Below are 20379 nucleotides of genomic sequence, written 5' to 3'. Positions count from 1 at the left end.
GCGTATAGCTATTAATATTTTAATAATTTATTAACCAACCAAGAGTTTCCTTTTTTGATTAATTGAATCTTTTTTACTTCCTTATAAATTTTATCATTGCGCGTACCTGTCAATAATACCGTCATGCTTACTTCCACATTAAACTCATCAATTACTTTGGTAGTGGATTTTTGAGTCTCAATGCTGACCGAGTCAAAGGACAAGTTAAGCATACGTCGAGAAAAGTTATTAATAGTTTTATATTTTTTTATTTCTTCTTTAAAGCTAGCCGAGCTAAAAGAAAGAGCAATATTTAAATCTTTTTTATTATAGACAGCATCAAAAAATGCAACGGTAACCTCTGCTTCAGAGGGATCTTCTAGTTCTTCAGTGCAGCTGCTAGTTAAAGAAAGCAGCACTAAGATGAGCAATAAACGTATATGAGGCAGGTAAAAAGTTGTCATGTGTTTCTCTATTATAATTACTATAGCTTGTTAATTATAATTGCGAAATGCGATAAGTTAACGTCTCTTAAGGGTAGCCTGAAGGGGGATAAAATAAAAGTAAAAACACTCTGAACGATCGTTATTCATTGATTACGGCGTTAATAGCTTTGCTGTAATCAGGGAGATTGCTTTAGCCTGGTTAAAAAATCCATTCACCTATAGAAACTCTATTTTATCTCTATTTACCTCTTTTGTTTTGACATTAATGCCCAGCATTGGCAAAGTGATTTTTTAAATGCAAAAAGATAATAATAATGAATCAAATAAGCAGTAAGTCTGTTAAAAGTCATCCCTTTAAGCTATCGCCATTAATGGCTGGCATTGTTTTATCCTTGGGCGTAGTCGTCAGTGGTTGTCAAGATCCTAAAGCCGTGACACCAAGCAGCGCCAATGTAGCTGAATCGACCAGCAATACTGAACAAGTAGCCGCAGTAAATTATGCCGAATTAGCCCAAGAAATAGCTAAAAAATACATTATTACTGATGGCCATATTGATGTGCCATATCGTTTAGAAGATGAATTTGAAAATGTTGCTGAGCATACTGAACATGGCGATTTCGATTTTCCAAGAGCAGTTGCTGGCGGTTTAGATGCGCCATTTATGTCGATTTATATTCCAGCCAGACTTGAGGAAATCGGTGGTAGTAAAGCGCTTGCCGATAAATTGATAACTTTAGTTGAAGATATAGTTAAAGCAGCGCCTGATAAATTTGCTTTAGCTTATTCAACGGCTGATATTAAAGCTAACTTTGCTAAGGGCATAATTTCGCTGCCTATGGGCATGGAAAACGGCAGCCCAATTGAAGGTGATTTAGCCAATCTTAAGCACTTTTATGACCGCGGTATTCGTTACATCACGTTAACGCATTCAAAAACGAATCATATTTCTGATTCTTCTTATGATGAAAATCGTCCCGCTGGCGGTTTAACTGCTTTTGGTAAAATTTTAGTCACAGAGATGAATAATATTGGCGTCATGGTTGATGTTTCTCATATCTCAGATGAGGCTTTTTATGATGTCATGGCGATAACTAAGACACCTGTTATTGCTTCACATTCTTCCGCACGTCATTTTACTCCAGGCTTTGAACGTAATATGAGTGATGAGATGATTAAGGCACTGGCGGAAAATGGTGGTGTGATTCAAATTAACTTTGGCTCTAGCTTTATTAATCAAACAGCTATCGATTACGGCAAAGTGCGTAAAGCAGCAATTAAAGCGTTTACCGAAGCTAACAAGCTTGAAAAAGATAGTGATGAAGTTAAGGCGTTTAAAGAACAATACAAAATTGACAACCCATATCCATACGCCAGCTTAAACGATGTGCTTGATCACTTTGACCATGTGGTGAAATTAGTCGGCATTGATTATGTTGGTATTGGCTCAGATTATGATGGTGTCGGTGATAGTTTACCGACTAACTTAAAAGATGTGGCTTCATATCCTAACTTGATCGAAGGCTTGTTAAAGCGTGGTTATAGCGAAGAAGATATCGCTAAAATTTTATCAGGTAATGTGCTGCGTGTTTGGCAAGCTGTAGAGATTTATGCTGCACAGCATTAAGTTATATACTTAGCCATATTTACTTAATGATATGGTTGGAGCACTTATTGGTTTCAATTGCTATTTAGTTAGCTGTTGGCAATCGATAGTGCTCATTCAAGCTGATTATGGCAGTCTGCTCAGGTAATAACTCAATAGCGCGTATTTGTAATATCGCTTCTCCGCCCTCTTTGTCGGTCATGCTTGGCGTTAAATAAATGGCATTAATATGCTCCGGCGATAAACCATAATCTTTAGAGCTAGCGGGGGTCCATGCTGGGCGGTAGAAGTCTTTTAAAGCAACTTCCTTACTAAGCCACTGTTGAGTCGCTGGTAATTTTATTTGATAATGGGCATAACTTTGATCACCATTTTTGCCATATTCTTGCTGTGATAACTTCATTAACAGTGGCGTATCACATTGATACGTTAGACGTATTTTTTTTATGCCCGTTAATGAAGCGCTAGGTAATTTATGAATCAATTCAATCCATGAATTGCGCTTTTCATCAATACGCGGCACACGCTTAAATTTTATCCAGATGCCACCATGTCTAATGAGTTTTTCATTAATGATAGCCTCACTGCCATAAGGGTCAGTGTCATAAGTCCATTGGTTTCTATCTAGTGCTGCATAAGTAGTCTCTGCTTGGACGGCAGTTGCCGCTAAAAGTAGTAAACTCACCATGCTAGTACGCAGTGTTGCGCTGAGAAAATGCATATTAATCCTGTAAAGTAAGGTGCGAACTGGGTGATAAAAAACAAGCTGGTCTGGTACGTTATACTCTAGCAAAATACTGGCACATTGTTTTACTAGCACTCGCGTGATTTTTTGCCGCAGGCACGAGCAATGTGCGCGTTAATATTCTGCTATTGCCAGTCGGTGAGGCCATATTTTGCTAATATCTTCTTTAACCTGCCGCTTTGCCTCAGCGTTATTAAGCCGCTATCAAATATATTTACTAGTTCTTTACTGAGCAAAGATGAAAAGCCTAAATACAGCGGAGTAAAATTACCTTGGGTTCCTGCATAAATAATGCCTTTTATTTCTCCTTTGGCTAGTTGATATTGCACGGTAAATCGAGAGTCTAATAATATATCTAATCGGCCCATTTGTAGCATTTTTAACTGCTTTACTAGAGGCGAATTGCCACTGGCCGCAAAAACATGTTCGCTTTGTGCTTTGAGAAAATGGCTGAATTCTGCGCCATATTGATAACCATTAATGGTACCTAAAATAGCGTTACCTGTTAATGTCGCTGATAAGTGAGTCATACTCTGAAAACGCCAAGGGTTACCTGCTCTGACATAAAAATCATTATATAAGCCAGCAAAGTTTAACTGACTTTGCTGAAGTTGATAACGTTCAATATGTTGTGGTGTTAAGGCGAGTACTATGTCGACTTTGTTTTTTTGCGCTAGCTTTAATGCTCGAGCTAATGGCATTAAAGAAAAGGTTAACTTTATTGCGTTATCTCTAGCTATCTCATTGACTATTTCCACCAAGAAACCAGGTAAATCTTGCTCGTCACACACATAAGGGCACCATTCATCAGAGACAACGACTAAGGCTTTAGCTTGTACAGCAGCGTGGTACAGCGTTAGCCATAGCAAGCACAATATCAGGCAGCGCGGTAATAACTTGCTAGTGATTTTAATCATGATGTTCTTTTCAAGCTAAAGTGTTGTAGTGCTATCAGTAACTACCAATGTTGCTATAAAGACAAGTGACAGCAGTAAGTGACCACTGAAGCCACTTACTGCTAATAAACTCGGATTTAGCTAGTTAGTATCAGCAGTTTTTATACTGTTTGCACGCCATAAATAATAAAGCACAGGCAATACTAGCAAGGTTAATAACATAGCACTTGCCATGCCGCCAACCATAGGGGCGGCAATACGACTCATCACTTCTGAGCCAGTACCTGTGCCATATAATATAGGTAATAAACCGACAATAACTGTACCGCCGGTCATCATAATAGGTCTAATTCTTAACCCCGCACCCCGCAGCACGGCTTGTAATATTTGCTCTTTACTGGTGGTTTTTCCTTGGGCAGCATTGTCAGCCAATAAGGCGTGATAAGCTTGGTTTAAGTACACCAGCATGATAACACCAATTTCTACTGCTACGCCGGCCAAGGCGATAAAACCTACTCCGACCGCAACCGAGAAATTGAAGCCTTGCAAATACATTAGCCAAATACTGCCGACCATAGCGAGGGGTAGTGTGCCTAAAATCATCGCCACTTCAATAACATTACGGAAGTTTAAATACAGTAATACTATGATAATGGCTAATGTTAACGGTACCACATAAGTGAGTTTAGCTTTTGCCCGTTGCATGTATTCATATTGACCCGCCCAAGCAATAGAGTAGCCAGCGGGTAATTTTAGCTGAGCATCAACCACTTTCTGAGCGTTTTCAACATAAGTGCCAACGTCTATGCCTTCTATATCAATAAAAGCCCAGCCATTTAAGCGCGCATTTTCTGACTTGATACCTGGAGGACCATCTTCAATAAATATATGAGCAACATCACCAAGGGAAATCCGTTGGCCATTGGGGGTAACTATCGGCAATAGCGATAGCTGCTCAGGGGAATTACGATAATCTTGCGGGTAACGTAAATTGACTGGATAACGCTCTAAGCCTTCAACAGTAGTGGTAACATTCATGCCGCCAATTGCCGTCGCGATCACTTGCTGAATATCACTAATATTTAAGCCATAACGAGCCGCCTTGGCTCGTTGAATATCAACTTTAATATAGCGGCCACCCGCGACACGTTCCGAGTAGACCGAAGCTGTGCCGGGTACGTTAGCTAAAATAACTTCCAGTTGCTGTCCTATTTCTTGAATAACCTCGAGTTTAGGTCCTGCTATTTTGATACCTACCGGAGTTTTGATGCCTGTTGCTAACATGTCTATACGCGTTTTTATCGGCATAACCCAAGCATTGGTGACTCCAGGTAACTTCACTAAGGAATCAAGCTCTTTTTTCAAGCTAGCGGTAGTAACTCCTTCTCGCCATTCACTTTTTGGCTTGAACTGGATAAAGGTTTCTATCATGGTTAAGGGCGCCGGATCCGTGGCCGTTTCAGCGCGGCCCACTTTGCCAAAAACAGTTTTTACTTCAGGTACGGTTTTAATCAGCTTATTGGTTTGTTGTAACAGCTGCCTTGCTTGGCCAATAGAAATACCCGGATAGGTAGTTGGCATATACATCAAGTCGCCTTCATCAAGGGGCGGAATAAATTCGCTACCTATTTTATCTAGCGGATATAAACCGATGAGAAGCACGACAAAGGCGGCTGATAAGGTAATTTTAGGCGAATGTAATACGGCCTTGAGCGCTGGCATGTAGAGTGAGGTTAAAAATCTATTGACCGGATTTTTATGCTCAGCGAGCACTTTGCCGCGAATAAAATAGCCCATTAATACGGGTACCAAAGTAATAGCTAAGGCCGCCGATGCCGCCATGGCATAAGTTTTGGTGTAGGCCAGGGGCGAAAACATTCGACCTTCTTGTGCCTCAAGAGTAAATACCGGCACAAAACTGACCGTGATAATCAACAAACTAAAAAACAGTGCTGGGCCTACTTCACAAGCGGCATCGGTGACAATTTGCCAACGATTCTGATCGGTTAATGGCGTCTTCTCTATATGTTTATGCATGTTTTCGATCATAACAATAGCGCCATCAACCATAGCGCCAATGGCAATAGCAATACCACCAAGAGACATTATGTTGGCGTTTAAACCTTGGGCATGCATGACAATAAAGGCCGTTAAAATACCGACAGGAATGCTAATTATCACCACTAAAGATGAGCGAAAATGAAAGAGAAAAATCACGCAGACTAAGGCAACGACAGCAAATTCTTCTAACAGTTTCATCGCTAGGTTTTCCACCGCACGCTCAATCAAGGCTGATCTGTCATAAACTGTTATAATTTCTACACCATCAGGTAGGCCTTTTTTTAACTGCTCAAGCTTAGCTTTAACGCCTTTAATAACCTCTTGGGCATTTTCGCCAAAGCGCATTACTATAATACCGCCGACGACTTCACCTTCACCATTCAGCTCGGCAATACCGCGGCGCATTTGTGGCCCAGTGCCAATTTGAGCGACATCTTTTAATAATAAAGGCGTACCATTTTCATTGACGCCAAGGGGAATGTTTTCAAGATCCTCAACACTTTTGATATAACCGGTGGCGCGCACCATATATTCGGCTTCGGCCATTTCCACTACCGAGGCACCAATTTCTTGGTTACCTTGTTGGATCGCCGTTTGGATCAGCGATAGAGGAATACCAAAGGCGCGTAATTTATCGGGATCAATTTGTACCTGATATTGCTTAACCATGCCACCGAGTGCGGCTACTTCAGAAACCCCTTTTACTGTTTGTAATTCAAACTTTAAAAACCAATCTTGTAAACTACGTAGTTGGCTCAGATCATGTTGACCCGTTTTATCAACCAGTGCATATAGGTATACCCAGCCAACCCCCGTGGCATCAGGGCCTAGTTGTGGCCTAGCTTCGCTAGGTAAACTAGGGCCTACTTGGCTTAAATATTCTAAAACGCGAGAGCGTGCCCAATAAAGGTCGGTATCTTCGTCGAAAATAACATAAACGTAAGAATCGCCAAAAAAGGAGTAACCACGTACGGTTACTGCGCCAGGTACCGATAACATGGCAGTGGTTAATGGATAAGTTACTTGTTCTTCAACAACTTGTGGTGCTTGGCCAGGGTAGCTGGTTTTGATGATAACTTGCACATCAGATAAATCAGGCAGGGCATCAATCGGGGTGTTTTTTACTGAATATAAACCAACACCCACGAGTATCATGGTGGCCAGTATGACAAAGAAGCGATTGTTTACCGACCAGCGAATAATAGCTGTAATCATTACAGACCTCCTTTAAGCATGAGTGCCTGAGGCATGTTATGTTTCATGCTTGAGTTCATTGCCATAGCGCTAACAATAATGAATTCACCGTGATGAATTTCGAAGGTGAACATCAAGTAAGCATCGACAGTAAAAAGTGTCATATCAACATTTTCGGCGACTATGAAGTCAACAGTCGCCGCTGCTCGACCCCATTTTTCGATGGCTTCACGGTGTAGAGTAACCATGCGGTGCGCTGGCATAACCGAGCTTACTGTGCCATTTACCGTGGCACTGCTGACGGGCTTGTCACCATTTTGTTCAATGTTAATAATGCGATAATCGTTGTCACTGGCTTTTTCAATCTCAACACGGATAGTCATATCCGCTTTTAGTTGAGAAAAGTCGACTGAGTCTAAAGCGATAAAGTCCATGGTCATTTCTGGCCAGTCCCATGCAGGGATAGCCTGGTGAGCTAAAGTCAGCATCTTATGATCTGCCATCAGGCTAACTATGCTGGCATCAACCCACACTGTGCTGGGCACTGAATCATGGTTCATACGTTTAAAGTCAGAGGTTTTACTCGATTCAGAGTCGAGTAAAAATTGTGCCGAACTAACCACTTTTTCACCTGCGCTCAGGCCGGATAATATTTCCACATTATGGCTATCAAAACGTCCAACACTAACGGCGATGGATTTAAAGTTTCCTTCGCCGAGGGCTAATACCACACGGTCTTGATTGCCGGTGCGAATTAGCGCCTCTTTGGGTATTAATAGTGCTTTTTCATCACTGCTAGTATGAATGGTAATTTGCGCAAACATATTAGGCTTAAATTCACCATTTTCATTGTTAAAGCGCAACCTGACTTTTACCGTGCGGGTTTTTGCATCTAAGATGGGGTAAACGTAATCTATCTTACCTTGCCAGGTTTTACCCGGTAAATAATCTAGGCTCATGGTCACAGCTGTGCCTTGTACTACTTGATTTGCCTGGCGCTCAAATACTTCGGCAACCACCCAAACTTGTGATAAATCACCAATAGACATTAAGGTTGAACCAGGCTTAACAAAAAAACCTTCCCGTATTTCTAGGTTTTCAATGACGCCATTTTGTGGCGCATAAAAGGTAATGTTTTGTTGCACCTTATGCGTTTTTTTAAGCTTTTTAATGGCTGATTTTGGTAATTGCAGTGCGACTAAACGATTTTCTGCCGCGGTAATTAAACGGCGATTTTTTCGGTCTATGGCGAGTAAAAACTCTTCTTGGGCATTGACTAGCTCAGGAGAATAAATATCATACAGTGGTTGGCCTTTTTTTACTGCATCGCCAATGGCTTTAACATAAAGTTTTTCTATCCAGCCTTCTACTCTAGGGTGAATATGTACTAAGGTATCTTCATCAAAGGTGACATAACCTACGGTATCAATTTGGGTATGTAATATTTTAACTTCGGCAATGACGGTACGAACACCTAAGTTATTAACGACATTGGGGGAAATACGAATAGTGCCGACACCTTCATCTGGCCCTGAACCATCGTCAGCATAATAGGGAATTAAATCCATACCCATAGGTGACTTTCCGGCTTTATCGCGACGATAATTAGCATCCATAGGGGCAACCCAATAAAGCGGCTCACTGCTAGCACTACTGTCGCTATTAGTTAGGTTACTTGGGGGCGTGAATAGGGTGTAAGCCGTTACGGTAAGAGCTGCACCAAAAATTAAGCCAACTAGGCTGGCTTTAACTGTTGAGGTTTTAGTTGCTGTCATTATTGTTCTCCCGCTATGTTATTGGCGGTACTTAACGAGCCAACAAATAAGTAATTTAATTCTAAAATAAGCTTTTGCTCTGCGACCTGAATGCCTAAGTCGTCAATGTTGGCATTGAGCACAGCAATACGTGAACGCACTACTTCAGCAAAGTCACCGTAATCATTGGTGTAAGCGGTTAATGACGCTTCTGCCTGATCTTCAACTTGTGGTAAGAGTCGCGTTCGGTAGAGCATTTTTCGCTGTTCTAAGCGTAATAAACGGCCTTTGGCACTTGAAAAAGCACCCAGTAGTTGACGTAATAACAGTATTTTTTCTGTTTTCACCGCCTCCGTTTTTGAAATTGCGGATTTTACCACCATATCTTGGCGGTTTTCAGTAAATAGCGGCAAATCGAAGGTGATGCCAACAGAGAGGAAATCTGAGCGGCTATTACCCATAGGGTCATTACCACGATAACCATAACTGGCATTAACTCCCCACTCGGGTTGATATTGCTGCTCGGCTAAGTGAATGCCGGTTTTACTGGCAGATATTTTTTTATCCAGCGCAAATACGGCGGGATGATTAGCAAAGTGTTTAGCGAGCACTTCCACAGACAACCAAGTTTTACCATAAACAAGCTTGTTATTGAGTAAATCAAGTTGTGGTAATTGCTGGGCTAATTGTATGTTGTGCAGTTGGCTGATAGCATCTTGCTGGCTATTGGCACTGGTAGTAAAAGCCGTCGATAGCCATTGCGCCAACATACCCAAATAGGCATTTTTTTGTTGCGCTAATATATCTAACCTGTCATCGAGGCGAGTTAATTCAAGTTGCGCTCGAACAATATCTTGTTGGCGGGTCTTGCCTAAGGCAGAAGAGTAACTGGCTTGAGCGACATCAGCTAATTGTTCGAACAAAGAACGATTTTTTTCAATAAGGCTAATACTTTGCTGAACCCGAAAGGCATCAAGCCATAAGGTACCTACGGTAACGGCGATTTTAGCTTTTCGGTCGGCCCGTTGAAAAGGGTAAGCTTCACTTTCAATACGTAATTGTTGATTTTTAATGGCCAGGCTATCGCCACGTGGAAACATCTGGGTAATACCGACCTTAAGCTGGGTCATACCTTCTTGAGAAAAATCAAAGCCATCGGTTGGTAAATTTGCCAGCCCAATGGACATTTTGGGATCTGGCATAGTAGCCGCAGCATGACTCATAGCTACAACTGCTTGTTGCAGATGTTTATTTCCCGTTAGCCAAGGGTCATTTTTCTGCGCGGTTGTCACTGCGCTATTAAATGACAAAATTCGTTCATTGTTAGCCGCTTGACTCATTGGGCTAACACTAAAAAGGCAACTTAAGGCTATGGCACTGGCAACTGAGCTTATCTTGGTCTGACTTAGTTTATTGCTAATCATTAGAATTGCTCCTGATAATTATTAAGCTCGGCGTAAATACCATAACTACCGTCAGCGTTAAGTAAAATGACTTGGTAGGGCATAAATTTATCCCCTATTTCCATACCCGGTGTACCAATTGGCATAGCGGGTACCGATAAACCAAGGGCATTTTTGGGTGGCTGAGCTAAAAACTGATGAATGAATTTAGCCGGTACATGACCTTCAAAAACATAGCCGTCTTTTGACACTGCGGTATGACATGAACGATATTGCGGCGCTATGCCCTTAGTTTGCTTGAAGGCCGATAAATTTTCGTGGTTATGAGCTTTAGTGGTAAAACCGTGTTGCTCAATATGATCTATCCATTTCTCACAACAACCACAAGTAGGGCTTTTATACACTGCAAGTATCGGGTGCAGTGTCGTAGTTTGCGTGGTTGCTATTGCTGAGGTGAAGGCTACTGGCGTTGATCGGTCAATTTTTGGCGGGGTAACTTTCTGCTTAGCTACGGGCGTTGATTGCGTGTTTTGTTCTGAACAAGCACTAAGCAATAATAAGCTAGCGAAAAGGCTAATAGCTATAGTGGCTTTAACGGGAAAAGAAAATGAAAACATAACTCCCTCCTTGGGGGCAAATTTAACAATATGAGTACTTAAGGTAATTACCGTACTTTGTCGTGATTGATTCTAAAATTTATATATTTTTTAATACGTTTAATGCTGGAACTGCTTAACGGCCAACCGATAAGGTGTGCTTTGTTAAATACTTTAGCAATAAACTTTAGACGTAATGAGGCTGTGTTTAGCTCAGAATAGGAGGTCGATAAAGGGAGGTAAGGGTATTACTGGCAATAAAAGCACTAGAGGAAACTATCTTATTCGCTATGGCAATTTCAGCGTGGTAATTAATAATGGCTGTAAATGCTGAGATGGTAGAGCAACCACTTGTTAAGCAGTCACATTCTTGCGCACAACATTCTTCAGTAGCCGTTGTTGGACAAGTGTTGGTCATATCCTCTTGTGCACAAGCACTTATGTTAGTCATAGCAGTCATATGATGAGTAGCAGTGTCCATTTTACTCATATCATGGTGTGAGTTGCTCATTGATGACATGCCACTCATAGCAGACATGGATTGCATACTGGTCATGCCATAAAACATGGTCATTGATGCCACTGATTGACCAATAAAGATCAAACACAGTAATATCACCAGCAATGTTTTATTTAAAAATGTAGGCACAAGCAACACTTAATTATGAAATAACTATTATTATTCTAGCATTAATAAAAACAAAATATCAATAACTAGCTATTTGTTATCTTGCCATTTTTACCTTGGCTCAGGTAATATCCATGCTAATTACAATGGCTACTAGTTAATACATAAGGGCTTTTATGCGTGGTGCAGGTGGAACGTCGGGTGGTTTAGGGCAGTTTTTTATTGGCTTGATAATGATGTGTGCAGGTTTTTATTTACTGTTAAATGCCATCACAGTGACAGCAAGTTTTGGCATGGGCATGCGACTCTATGGCTTTTCTGCTATGGGCGGTAGTTACAGCATCACCAGTGGTATGGTGATGATCCCGTTTATGTTTGGTGTTGGTATTATTTTTTATAACAGTAAAAACCCCATTGGCTGGGTCTTAGCGTTAGGCGCTATTACGGGTCTTATCTTTGGCGTAATTTCCTCTATTCGCTTTAGCTTTAGAACCATGACGTCATTTGATTTAATTGTCATCTTAGTGCTCGCGATGGGCGGTTTAGGTTTGTTTTTACGCTCGTTGAAGAAAATTGATGCTGCCTTGCCAGCTGAGTAATATTGATTAATTAGCAGTAATCGCAGCGAATAATGTCTCGCTGCGTAGTGAATTTTGAGGGTATAAATAATATTGTTAACTCCCCTATTGGATAACTGTTTAGCTGCTGTTTTTATTAGATTTAGTCATGATTTAGCTTTAATGAATTAGCGTTTATAAGCTTTAAATTGACTTGTTGCCGAAAAAAGTTGCTTGAATGACGTGATTTTTTGTGTAACATAAAAGTGATTCTTATTCTTCGTGAGTTACCATGTTACCAACGTTCACTAAAGCCTTAATGGTATTGCTACTGTGTTTGACCTTTATCGGTCAAGTCATGGCGTCTACCCTTATGCCATATCGTATGATGAATATGAATGAAGTGACTATGCAGGGACAATCTCATGATATGGCCATGATGGCTGACAATGCTGAGCAAATGGCGAGTGATAGTGCAACTGCAACGAATGATTGCTGCACCAATGACTGTGAATGTTTAATTGCTGGTTGCTCAACATTTGCAGCATTGAGCCAAACTTCTCAAACAGAGTTTAATATGGCCTCTGCTTCGAAGATTCACTCCATTACCACATCAGCTCTGAGCCAATACCTAACCTCCCTATACCGACCGCCAATATTGAGTTAAATAGAGCATAAATGTGTCCAGAATTTGGTTCATTTACTGCGCTTGCTCATACCAAGCAGAGCAATATATTAGTCCGATTGGTATTACCTCAGGCACCTTGATGGCTACGTCAATTCAAAATCTATCTAAAGAAAACTCTGCTATTTTTAATAGTAGCTTTTGAAAAAATAGGTTATCAACCAATATTTGATAACTTGCCTTGTCGCCATGTTTTTTATTGCTCTTTAAAGCAATATTAGCACTAACATTACTTATAAAACTGCACGTTATGGCAGTACGTTTACCTTATTAAACAACACCTAGGAACACACATGAATACCATTAAATTATTACTTACGATTACTTTATTATTTATTTCTTCATCGGTATTAGCACATGCCGGCTTAAAAACTTCATTACCAAAAGACGGCGCTATGTTAATGGCAAGTCCAAAAGTGTTGCAGTTGGTTTTTACTAAGGATGTTCGCTTAGTGAAACTTACCCTGGCCGATAAAAGTGGTGCTCTGCTGCCCATTGAGTTTAAACCTTCAACCACAGCAGCGAGCTCTTATAAGCTTGTTTTACCCAACTTACCGAGCAGCAACTACCAAGTTAATTGGACTGTTATGGGCATGGATGCTCATAAAATGAAAGGAAAATTTACCTTTATGGTTCATGGGGCAGCTACCAAGGTAATGAAAAGCCATAAAGAAAAGCCATCTAATGGTCAGCATAATCATTAGGAGCAGTTAACATGGAAATATCACCTTGGGACATCGCAATTATTATCAGTAAACTAATGATATACATTGGCATATCTGGTGCTATTGGTGGTATTTTCATCTATTGGTTAGTTATCAAACGAGGTTACCCATTCAATTTACGGCGGCACTGCCAACTTCTGCTATTACTCGGTGTTTTTGGCACAATTTTGAATTTTTTTATGCAAGTAGGAGCTTTTGCCGAATCAGGGCTATCAGGTGTTTTTGACCCCTTTTATAACGCCTTGTTGTGGCAATCAAATGCCGGTGAGTCACTTTTATATCGCCTTGCCGGCTTTATACTGGCATTAATTTCAGTGTCTAAAGGCATAGCAACGGGGCAATATCGTCGGATATTTTTAGTTACTTTTACCTTAAGTGCTTTACTACTGGTGCGTTCGTTCAGTGTTATTGGCCATACCGCAGAGATGAATTTGGCTTGCCAATTGTTATTGAATTTACATGTGCTACTCGTTTTCTGCTGGTTAGGCTCACTTTGGCCGCTGTGGAAAGCCTGTGGAGCTTTATCTGCACCTGTTTTACATAATGTTATGCAGCAGTTTGGCTACTATGCCAGCTATATTGTTTCGCTCTTGATACTTTGTGGCTTGATCGTGGCTTATCAACTGTTTGGCTCAATAGCTAGCTTGTTTTTTACTAGTTATGGGCAAAGTTTTTTAGTAAAACTTGCTTTAGTCATGGGCATATTGCTGATCGCTGCGCAGCATAAATTTAACTTGGTCGCTAAACTAATAAAAAATGAGCAGGGTAAACAAGCCCTAGCTCGCTCTATTCAATGGGAGATGATTTTAGCCTTGGGAATTTTACTGACCACCACTTGGCTTACTACTGTCGTTGGACCTGATTATTAAATAAAAAATTAAAAATTTGCACAAAAGAGAGAAGCTATGAAAAGTTATAAATTACTATGTTTCACCGTACTATTTTCGGCCCTTGTACCGACCGCTTATGCGCATGACGATGCTAAAAAAGCACAGATAAAGTCTAGTATGTTTATCGGCGTCGATACCATGGCGGCTAAGGTTGTTCAGCGTTTTCATCAGGCACTAAAGTCTGGCGATAAAGTTACCGCTCGGCAGTTACTGGCAGACGATGTACAAATATTTGAAGGGGGCGGAGTAGAGCGCTCGGCTGATGAATATGCCAGTCATCATATGTTGTCAGATATGAAATATCTAGCAGCAGTAAATAGCAAAACATTAGAGCATAATGTAAAGGTTATGGGTAACACCGCGGTATCAATGTTTCGTAGTCAAACTACAGGGATGTTCAAAGGCAAAGAGCGTAATTACCAAAGCATGGAGACTCTGGTCTTAGAAAAACAACAGGGCGAATGGAAAATAGTTCGTATCCATTGGTCTAATTAAATAATCTGGGTAGATGTTACGCTAGCCGATTTTTGACTAACGGTTGCGTTTAATTCACCGGCAATAGACTTGCTATTGCCGGTGAATATCGGTTGAGTTAAAGACAACGATTAAGCTAGCGATAGCAGCATAGTTAATTTAAAAAGGTTTGATAGGCAAGGTTATCGCTTTCTTCTTGCCATTGATAACCCAGTGCATCAAGGTGTTTAAAAAATGCCTCTTGCTGATTTTTATCTAGATCAAAGCCGGCAAGTACTTGCCCAAAAGCTGCGCCATGATTACGATAATGAAATAGCGTGATATTCCAATGTTCACCCATAGCATCTAAGAATTTCTCTAAGGCGCCTGGATGTTCAGGAAATTCAAAACTAAATAGTCGCTCTTTTTTACTGTCTTCTGCATTACTCGGATTTTTACCGCCTATCATATAGCGTACATGTAATTTGGCTAACTCATTATCGGTAAAGTCTCTCACTTGATAGTTAGCACTAACTAAACCTTGCAGTAACTCTTGGCGTTCTTGCACACTACCGTCTAAACGGACACCAACAAAAATTTCTGCGCTCGGTTTACCCGAGTAGCGATAGTTAAACTCAGTAATTGTCCGGTTGCCTAATGCTTGGCAAAAACGTTTAAAACTGCCTTTTTCTTCTGGGATAGTCACCGCTAAAATGGCTTCTTTTTTCTCGCCGAGTTCACAACGCTCGGAGACATAGCGCAAGGTATGAAAGTTCATATTCGCGCCGGATAAAATCGCTGCTAGTTTTTCGTCGCCCTTGCTAGTTTGACAATATTTTTGTAAGCCAGCTAATGATAAAGCACCGGCAGGCTCAGCAATAACACGGGTTTGTTCAAAGATATCTTTTATTGAGGCACAAATTTCATCGGTAGAGACTGTCATGACTTCATCACAATAATGCTGGATTAACTCGAAAGTGTGTGCACCAATACGTTTAACCGCGACACCATCAGCAAATAAGCCCACATGTTCCAGGTCAACAGGCTTGCCAGCGTCAAGGGCAGCTTTTAAACAAGCTGAGTCCTGAGCTTCCACCCCGATGATTTTTGTACTTGGACTTAATTGTTTTAAATATACTGCCATGCCAGCAAGTAAGCCACCGCCGCCGACAGGAATAAAAACCACATCGGCATTGGGTAACTGCTGTAATAGTTCTTTAGCGACTGTGCCTTGACCGGCAATAACCTCAATATCATCAAAAGGATGAATAAGGGTTTTATTTTCGGCTTTGGCATACTCAATAGCAGCGGTTTGTGCTTCATTATAGCTATTACCAACTAAGCGTACTTCAGCGCCAAAACGTCGGACATTATCGACTTTAATCTCTGGGGTAGTCTTAGGCATAACTATGGTCGCTTTAATGCCTAACTTATTGGCCGCCAGTGCTAAGCCTTGCGCGTGATTACCGGCAGAGGCGGCAATCACACCATGAATACATTGCTCTTCACTTAGGCTATTGAGCTTATTGTAGGCACCGCGTAACTTAAACGAATGCACAGCTTGTTGATCTTCACGTTTTAAATAAATTTGGTTATTTAAGCGAGCAGATAATTTAGTGAGCTGCGTTAACTCGGTTTCAACCACAACATCATAAATTGGCGCTAATAGAATACGTCTAAGGTAATCTAGTTGCGTTGCATGTTTTGCTTCTTGTGCCGAGAGTAGTGCCTGTGTTTCTGTCATAGTATTGCCTAAAAAATATATCGCCATAGCGATCAATTGGAGTCGTTACTTATCAACTAAGCTCAAGTAGAACACGTTTAATTACCTGGCTTAAGCGCAGATTTAGCCAGGCTTGTAGCTAACTTTGCTTCCCGATCGTCTACTTTGACCCCCTTGATGTCGATCAATTTGTTAATTTGATCAATAAGCAGAGAAATAGGGCGATCACTGCTGACAGTCATAGTAATAGTAGCAATATTATTACCGGTATTTACTTCGGCATTCATGGCATTAATTAAGAAACCGCGATAACGAGTGACTTGTAAAATTCGTTCTAGCACCACTTGTTTATCGTCAGCCATAATGACTAGTTGATACTTATTCATCTTAAACACCCTCCATCATTTTATCATTTGCGGTGTTTGGCGGTACTAAAGGCCAAACATTTTCTGAGGCATCGATTTTTACTTGTAAAAAATAAGGACCATCGTGATCTAGCATCTCTTCAATGGCAGCTTTGACTTCACTCTTTTTAGTGATCTTCTGTGATTTTATATCGAACGCCCTCGATAACATAACAAAGTCTGGGTTATCTGATAAATCTGTTTCACTTAATCTACCGTCAAAAAACAGGTCTTGCCATTGACGAACCATACCCAATTTTTCGTTATCGATCAGCACAATTTTTACCGGGATTTGGTAGCGCTTGATAGTAGCCAGTTCTTGAATATTCATCATAATTGAGCCATCACCCGAGACCACAATAACGGTATCGTGCGGTCGAGATATTTGTGCACCAATCGCGGCCGGTAAACCAAAACCCATGGTACCCATGCCGCCACTGGTTAAAAAGTTACTTGGATCATCAAAGCTCATATGCTGTGCAGTCCACATTTGATGTTGGCCAACATCCGTGGTTACACACGTGTTACTTGGCATTAAATCACTTAGGGTTTTTAATAGCGCGGGGGCATAAATATTGTCGCCTGGATGATCATAGCGCCAAGCAAAATCAGTTTTCATTTGCTGTACTTTCTGTTGCCATTTTTTGATTGCTAGCGGCATAGTTAGTAGTGGTAAATTTCCTTTTAAATCACCTAAAATAGCAGCATCAGCGGTGCGGCGTTTATTAATTTCAGCGGTATCAATATCAAAATGAATAACCTTGGCATGTGGAGCAAACTCATCTAGTTTACCGGTAACTCGGTCATCAAAACGAGCGCCAACCACCACTAATAAATCACTTTCCTGCACGGCAATGTTGGCAGCCTTGGTACCATGCATGCCTAACATGCCCAGGTAGTTGTCATTATCAGGGTTTATTGCACCTAAGCCCTTTAATGTTGAGACACTTGGCATGCCGGTTTTCTTGGCAAAATCTCGAACTTCATCGATAGCACTGGCCATACCTACACCACCACCTACGTACAATATAGGCTGTTTGGCATGGGTCAATAAATCAAGGGCTTTACTGATATCAGCAAGCGGTAATTTAACCTTGTTTTTTAAGTGCGATAATTTGTCTAAACGTTGCGTTACTGCGGCTAATTGTATGTCTTTTGGAATATCAACCAGTACTGGGCCATGGCGACCTTCCAGAGCAATTTCAAAGGCTTGATATAAAACTTTTTCCAGCTCATTAATATCGGTTACTTGAAAAGAATGCTTAGTACAAGCAAGGGATAAACCAAAAATGTCAATCTCTTGAAACGCATCACTACCCATGGCAGAAGTAGGAACTTGACCGGTAATGGCAACAATAGGAATTGAGTCGGCCAATGCATCGGCAAGACCAGTGATTAAGTTTGTTGCCCCTGGACCTGAGGTAGCAAAGCACACACCTACTTTGCCGGCAGCACGGGCATAACCAACCGCAGAAAATGCTGCTCCTTGCTCATGACGGCATAAAAAATGTTGTATATCACTGTCGTATAAAGCGTCATAAATCGGCATTATGGCGCCACCTGGGTAGCCAAAAACGTGCTGTACGCCATGTTCTTTTAACACTTCAAATAATAATGCGCTGCCTGTTAGCGTTTTACTCTCGGTCATGATGATTCCAATGGTTATCTTGTTAATGTCTATATTGTCAGCGTTTTATATTTAATGAAAAATTTAATAAAATGCTTAATAAAGTTTAGTAAAAAAGTGCTAAAAGAAAACCCTCGGTTCTTGCGAAGCGAGGGTTTGTATTTGTTTGGATGCTTTTTCTTTCGCTCAACAAAACCCTCGAGATGATTTAATAATCACCACGACGAGACGGTTAATAATAATTGAGTTAAATTTATGCATTTTATCTATATCTTTGTTTTATTTTGCGTAGACTGATTAGTGTTTTTTTATCTTCGGTCTCGCTTACTTATTAAATTAGTACCATAGCTCTAATCCCATGTGCAAGTTTTTTTGTTATAGCTTTTTTGTGCAGTAATCGAAATTCGGTAATAAACACATTTCATCATATTTGAACTACACTGGAAAAATGGAATCAATAAAATGGAATTTTTATGTCACTTTCCTGTGTGTATAGTCGAGCTCGAGTGGGCCTTGAATCTCCTCTCGTTACGGTCGAAGTTCACCTAGCGAATGGCTTGCCAGCATTCAATATTGTTGGTTTACCTGAAACCTCAGTAAAAGAAGCAAAAGATCGAGTACGCAGTGCCATTATCAACTGCGGCTATGAGTTTCCCGCTAAGCGCATTACCATCAACTTAGCCCCGGCCGACCTACCCAAGGAAGGCGGCCGCTTTGATTTACCTATTGCGGTCGGTATTCTCGCTGCGTCTGAGCAGCTGCCGCCAGTGGATTTATCGCAATATGAATTTGCCGGTGAACTGGCCTTATCAGGCGAACTACGTGCCATTGTTGGTGAAATTCCTGTCGCTATGGCAAGTAGTCAAAGTCAGCGAACCTTGATAATTCCCATGCAAAACACCGAGCAAGCAAGTTGGGTCAAGCAGGCAAAAATTCATGGTATAAGCCATTTAACCCAGTTGTTTCCACACTTTGCCGGTCAACAAGTTTTACCCTTGGTTACTGAACAGTTCATTGCCGAAGAGTTGGGTGAGCAAGTGTTAGATATGAGTGATGTTATGGGCCAGCCCTTGGCAAAACGTGCTTTAGAAATGGCCGCCAGTGGTGGCCATAATTTATTGTTTATCGGTCCGCCAGGGACAGGGAAAACTATGTTAGCCAGTCGTTTAGCAGGAATTTTACCGCCAATGACCGAAGAAGAAGCACTAGAAGTCGCGGCTATTCAATCGATTAGCCATCAGGATATTACCCGTAACTCTTGGTTTACTCGACCGTTTCGGGCACCTCATCACACGGCTTCGTCAGCCGCTTTAGTGGGCGGTGGCAGTCAGCCAAAACCTGGGGAAATTACTTTAGCGCACAACGGCGTGCTGTTTTTAGATGAATTGCCTGAGTTTGAACGAAAAGTATTAGACGTACTACGTGAGCCAATGGAATCGGGAGAAGTCACTATCTCGCGTGCTTTACACAAACAATGTTTTCCGGCACGTTTTCAATTGATTGCCGCGATGAACCCTAGCCCTACGGGTTTTTATAACGATAAGCGCAGTACCCCAGAGCAAGTACTAAGATATTTAAATCGGCTCTCTGGACCTTTTTTGGATAGAATTGACATTCAAATTGAAGTGGCCAGATTACCTCGCGGAACCTGGGCACAGAGCAGTCAAAAAAATGAAACAAGTGTCCAAATACAACAGCGAGTGCAAGCCTGTCGGGCGATTCAGTTACAAAGACAAGCCAAAGCCAATGCCCATATCAGTAGTCGCGAGCTGAAACAATATTGCCAGTTAACTACTGATGACAATGAATTTTTAGAGCTAGCGGTAGAAAAATTGGGTTTATCAACCCGTGCACACCATAAAATTTTAAAAATCTCTCGTACCCTAGCGGATATGGAAAAATCGCCAGAAATTCTTCGCAAGCACTTGACCGAAGCGTTATCTTATCGGGCGATGGACCGGCTGTTACGTCACTTAACCAGCGAAATTGCCGTTTGATGCAAGTAGAAA

General features: G+C 41.2%; 18 protein-coding genes. 7 read left to right on the top strand and 11 right to left on the bottom strand.

The window, feature by feature from the left end:
- Window positions 1–11: 11 nt before the first annotated feature.
- Window positions 12–443, bottom strand: a complete 432-nt coding sequence (locus ASU03_RS17190; RefSeq protein ID WP_057833020.1) for a hypothetical protein — start codon at window positions 441–443, stop codon at window positions 12–14.
- 296 nt (window positions 444–739) lie between these two features.
- Between ASU03_RS17190 and ASU03_RS17185 the strand changes: the two genes are divergently transcribed.
- On the top strand, window positions 740–2050 hold the full coding sequence (locus tag ASU03_RS17185) for a dipeptidase (protein ID WP_082627334.1): 1311 nt from the start codon (window positions 740–742) through the stop codon (window positions 2048–2050).
- Between the two features lie 64 nt (window positions 2051–2114).
- Here the strand turns inward: ASU03_RS17185 and ASU03_RS17180 are convergent, their stop codons facing one another.
- From ASU03_RS17180 to ASU03_RS17150, 7 genes are all read right to left on the bottom strand, one after another.
- Window positions 2115–2750 carry a hypothetical protein gene (locus ASU03_RS17180; RefSeq protein ID WP_057833019.1) on the bottom strand — a complete coding sequence of 212 codons (636 nt, stop codon included), beginning with the start codon at window positions 2748–2750 and terminating at the stop codon, window positions 2115–2117.
- Window positions 2751–2899: 149 nt separating this feature from the next.
- Complete coding sequence (locus tag ASU03_RS17175) at window positions 2900–3691, bottom strand: substrate-binding periplasmic protein (protein WP_057833018.1); 792 nt, start codon at window positions 3689–3691, stop codon at window positions 2900–2902.
- A gap of 120 nt (window positions 3692–3811) precedes the next feature.
- The gene (locus ASU03_RS17170; RefSeq protein WP_057833017.1) at window positions 3812–6946 is read right to left on the bottom strand and encodes an efflux RND transporter permease subunit; all 3135 of its coding nucleotides are present in this window, start codon (window positions 6944–6946) and stop codon (window positions 3812–3814) included.
- Entirely contained in the window at window positions 6946–8700 is a 1755-nt protein-coding gene (locus tag ASU03_RS17165) for an efflux RND transporter periplasmic adaptor subunit (RefSeq protein ID WP_057833016.1), read from the bottom strand. Before ASU03_RS17165 ends, ASU03_RS17170 begins: the two co-directional genes overlap by 1 nt.
- Window positions 8700–10103: a TolC family protein gene (locus tag ASU03_RS17160; protein WP_057833015.1), complete on the bottom strand. Its 1404-nt coding sequence runs from the start codon at window positions 10101–10103 to the stop codon at window positions 8700–8702. Before ASU03_RS17160 ends, ASU03_RS17165 begins: the two co-directional genes overlap by 1 nt.
- Window positions 10103–10699 carry a DUF411 domain-containing protein gene (locus ASU03_RS17155; RefSeq protein ID WP_057833014.1) on the bottom strand — a complete coding sequence of 199 codons (597 nt, stop codon included), beginning with the start codon at window positions 10697–10699 and terminating at the stop codon, window positions 10103–10105. The genes ASU03_RS17160 and ASU03_RS17155 overlap by 1 nt, the downstream gene beginning before the upstream one ends.
- 187 nt (window positions 10700–10886) lie before the next feature.
- Entirely contained in the window at window positions 10887–11327 is a 441-nt protein-coding gene (locus ASU03_RS17150) for a hypothetical protein (RefSeq protein ID WP_057833013.1), read from the bottom strand.
- A gap of 155 nt (window positions 11328–11482) precedes the next feature.
- Here ASU03_RS17150 and ASU03_RS17145 point away from each other — a divergent pair, with 155 nt between their 5' ends.
- The 5 genes from ASU03_RS17145 to ASU03_RS17125 all read left to right on the top strand — a co-directional run bounded on the left by ASU03_RS17145 (window position 11483) and on the right by ASU03_RS17125 (window position 14658).
- Window positions 11483–11905 carry a hypothetical protein gene (locus ASU03_RS17145; protein WP_057833012.1) on the top strand — a complete coding sequence of 141 codons (423 nt, stop codon included), beginning with the start codon at window positions 11483–11485 and terminating at the stop codon, window positions 11903–11905.
- Window positions 11906–12155: 250 nt separating this feature from the next.
- Entirely contained in the window at window positions 12156–12530 is a 375-nt protein-coding gene (locus tag ASU03_RS17140) for a CopL family metal-binding regulatory protein (RefSeq protein ID WP_057833011.1), read from the top strand.
- A gap of 311 nt (window positions 12531–12841) precedes the next feature.
- Complete coding sequence (locus tag ASU03_RS17135; protein ID WP_231731628.1) at window positions 12842–13252, top strand: copper resistance CopC family protein; 411 nt, start codon at window positions 12842–12844, stop codon at window positions 13250–13252.
- A gap of 11 nt (window positions 13253–13263) precedes the next feature.
- Window positions 13264–14142 carry a copper resistance D family protein gene (locus ASU03_RS17130; protein WP_057833010.1) on the top strand — a complete coding sequence of 293 codons (879 nt, stop codon included), beginning with the start codon at window positions 13264–13266 and terminating at the stop codon, window positions 14140–14142.
- A 36-nt stretch (window positions 14143–14178) separates the two neighbouring features.
- The gene (locus tag ASU03_RS17125; RefSeq protein ID WP_057833009.1) at window positions 14179–14658 is read left to right on the top strand and encodes a YybH family protein; all 480 of its coding nucleotides are present in this window, start codon (window positions 14179–14181) and stop codon (window positions 14656–14658) included.
- Between the two features lie 133 nt (window positions 14659–14791).
- Here ASU03_RS17125 and ilvA read toward each other — a convergent pair whose 3' ends face one another.
- The 3 genes from ilvA to ilvG form a co-directional block, all read right to left on the bottom strand.
- Window positions 14792–16360 carry a threonine ammonia-lyase, biosynthetic gene (ilvA, locus tag ASU03_RS17120; RefSeq protein WP_197410305.1) on the bottom strand — a complete coding sequence of 523 codons (1569 nt, stop codon included), beginning with the start codon at window positions 16358–16360 and terminating at the stop codon, window positions 14792–14794.
- A gap of 77 nt (window positions 16361–16437) precedes the next feature.
- The gene (gene ilvM / locus ASU03_RS17115; protein ID WP_057833008.1) at window positions 16438–16725 is read right to left on the bottom strand and encodes an acetolactate synthase 2 small subunit; all 288 of its coding nucleotides are present in this window, start codon (window positions 16723–16725) and stop codon (window positions 16438–16440) included.
- 1 nt (window position 16726) lies between these two features.
- Window positions 16727–18391, bottom strand: coding sequence for an acetolactate synthase 2 catalytic subunit (gene ilvG, locus ASU03_RS17110; protein WP_057833007.1), 1665 nt, complete (start codon window positions 18389–18391; stop codon window positions 16727–16729).
- A gap of 452 nt (window positions 18392–18843) precedes the next feature.
- Here ilvG and ASU03_RS17105 point away from each other — a divergent pair, with 452 nt between their 5' ends.
- Window positions 18844–20367, top strand: coding sequence for a YifB family Mg chelatase-like AAA ATPase (locus tag ASU03_RS17105; RefSeq protein ID WP_057833006.1), 1524 nt, complete (start codon window positions 18844–18846; stop codon window positions 20365–20367).
- Window positions 20368–20379 lie beyond the last annotated feature (12 nt).

Origin of the sequence: Colwellia sp. TT2012, assembly GCF_001440345.1 — a bacterium.
GTDB lineage: Bacteria > Pseudomonadota > Gammaproteobacteria > Enterobacterales > Alteromonadaceae > Colwellia.
This window is presented reverse-complemented; position numbering and strand designations above follow the sequence as displayed.

Coding starts and splice junctions, on each gene's coding strand:
- ASU03_RS17175 (WP_057833018.1), bottom strand. CDS start 3,691: ATGATTAAAATCACTAGCAAGTTATTACCGCGCTGCCTGATATTGTGC.
- ASU03_RS17165 (WP_057833016.1), bottom strand. CDS start 8,700: ATGACAGCAACTAAAACCTCAACAGTTAAAGCCAGCCTAGTTGGCTTA.
- ASU03_RS17135 (WP_231731628.1), top strand. CDS start 12,842: ATGAATACCATTAAATTATTACTTACGATTACTTTATTATTTATTTCT.
- ilvG (WP_057833007.1), bottom strand. CDS start 18,391: ATGACCGAGAGTAAAACGCTAACAGGCAGCGCATTATTATTTGAAGTG.
- ASU03_RS17145 (WP_057833012.1), top strand. CDS start 11,483: ATGCGTGGTGCAGGTGGAACGTCGGGTGGTTTAGGGCAGTTTTTTATT.
- ASU03_RS17105 (WP_057833006.1), top strand. CDS start 18,844: ATGTCACTTTCCTGTGTGTATAGTCGAGCTCGAGTGGGCCTTGAATCT.
- ASU03_RS17180 (WP_057833019.1), bottom strand. CDS start 2,750: ATGCATTTTCTCAGCGCAACACTGCGTACTAGCATGGTGAGTTTACTA.
- ASU03_RS17170 (WP_057833017.1), bottom strand. CDS start 6,946: ATGATTACAGCTATTATTCGCTGGTCGGTAAACAATCGCTTCTTTGTC.
- ASU03_RS17160 (WP_057833015.1), bottom strand. CDS start 10,103: ATGATTAGCAATAAACTAAGTCAGACCAAGATAAGCTCAGTTGCCAGT.
- ilvM (WP_057833008.1), bottom strand. CDS start 16,725: ATGAATAAGTATCAACTAGTCATTATGGCTGACGATAAACAAGTGGTG.
- ASU03_RS17155 (WP_057833014.1), bottom strand. CDS start 10,699: ATGTTTTCATTTTCTTTTCCCGTTAAAGCCACTATAGCTATTAGCCTT.
- ASU03_RS17130 (WP_057833010.1), top strand. CDS start 13,264: ATGGAAATATCACCTTGGGACATCGCAATTATTATCAGTAAACTAATG.
- ASU03_RS17190 (WP_057833020.1), bottom strand. CDS start 443: ATGACAACTTTTTACCTGCCTCATATACGTTTATTGCTCATCTTAGTG.
- ilvA (WP_197410305.1), bottom strand. CDS start 16,360: ATGACAGAAACACAGGCACTACTCTCGGCACAAGAAGCAAAACATGCA.
- ASU03_RS17140 (WP_057833011.1), top strand. CDS start 12,156: ATGTTACCAACGTTCACTAAAGCCTTAATGGTATTGCTACTGTGTTTG.
- ASU03_RS17185 (WP_082627334.1), top strand. CDS start 740: ATGAATCAAATAAGCAGTAAGTCTGTTAAAAGTCATCCCTTTAAGCTA.
- ASU03_RS17125 (WP_057833009.1), top strand. CDS start 14,179: ATGAAAAGTTATAAATTACTATGTTTCACCGTACTATTTTCGGCCCTT.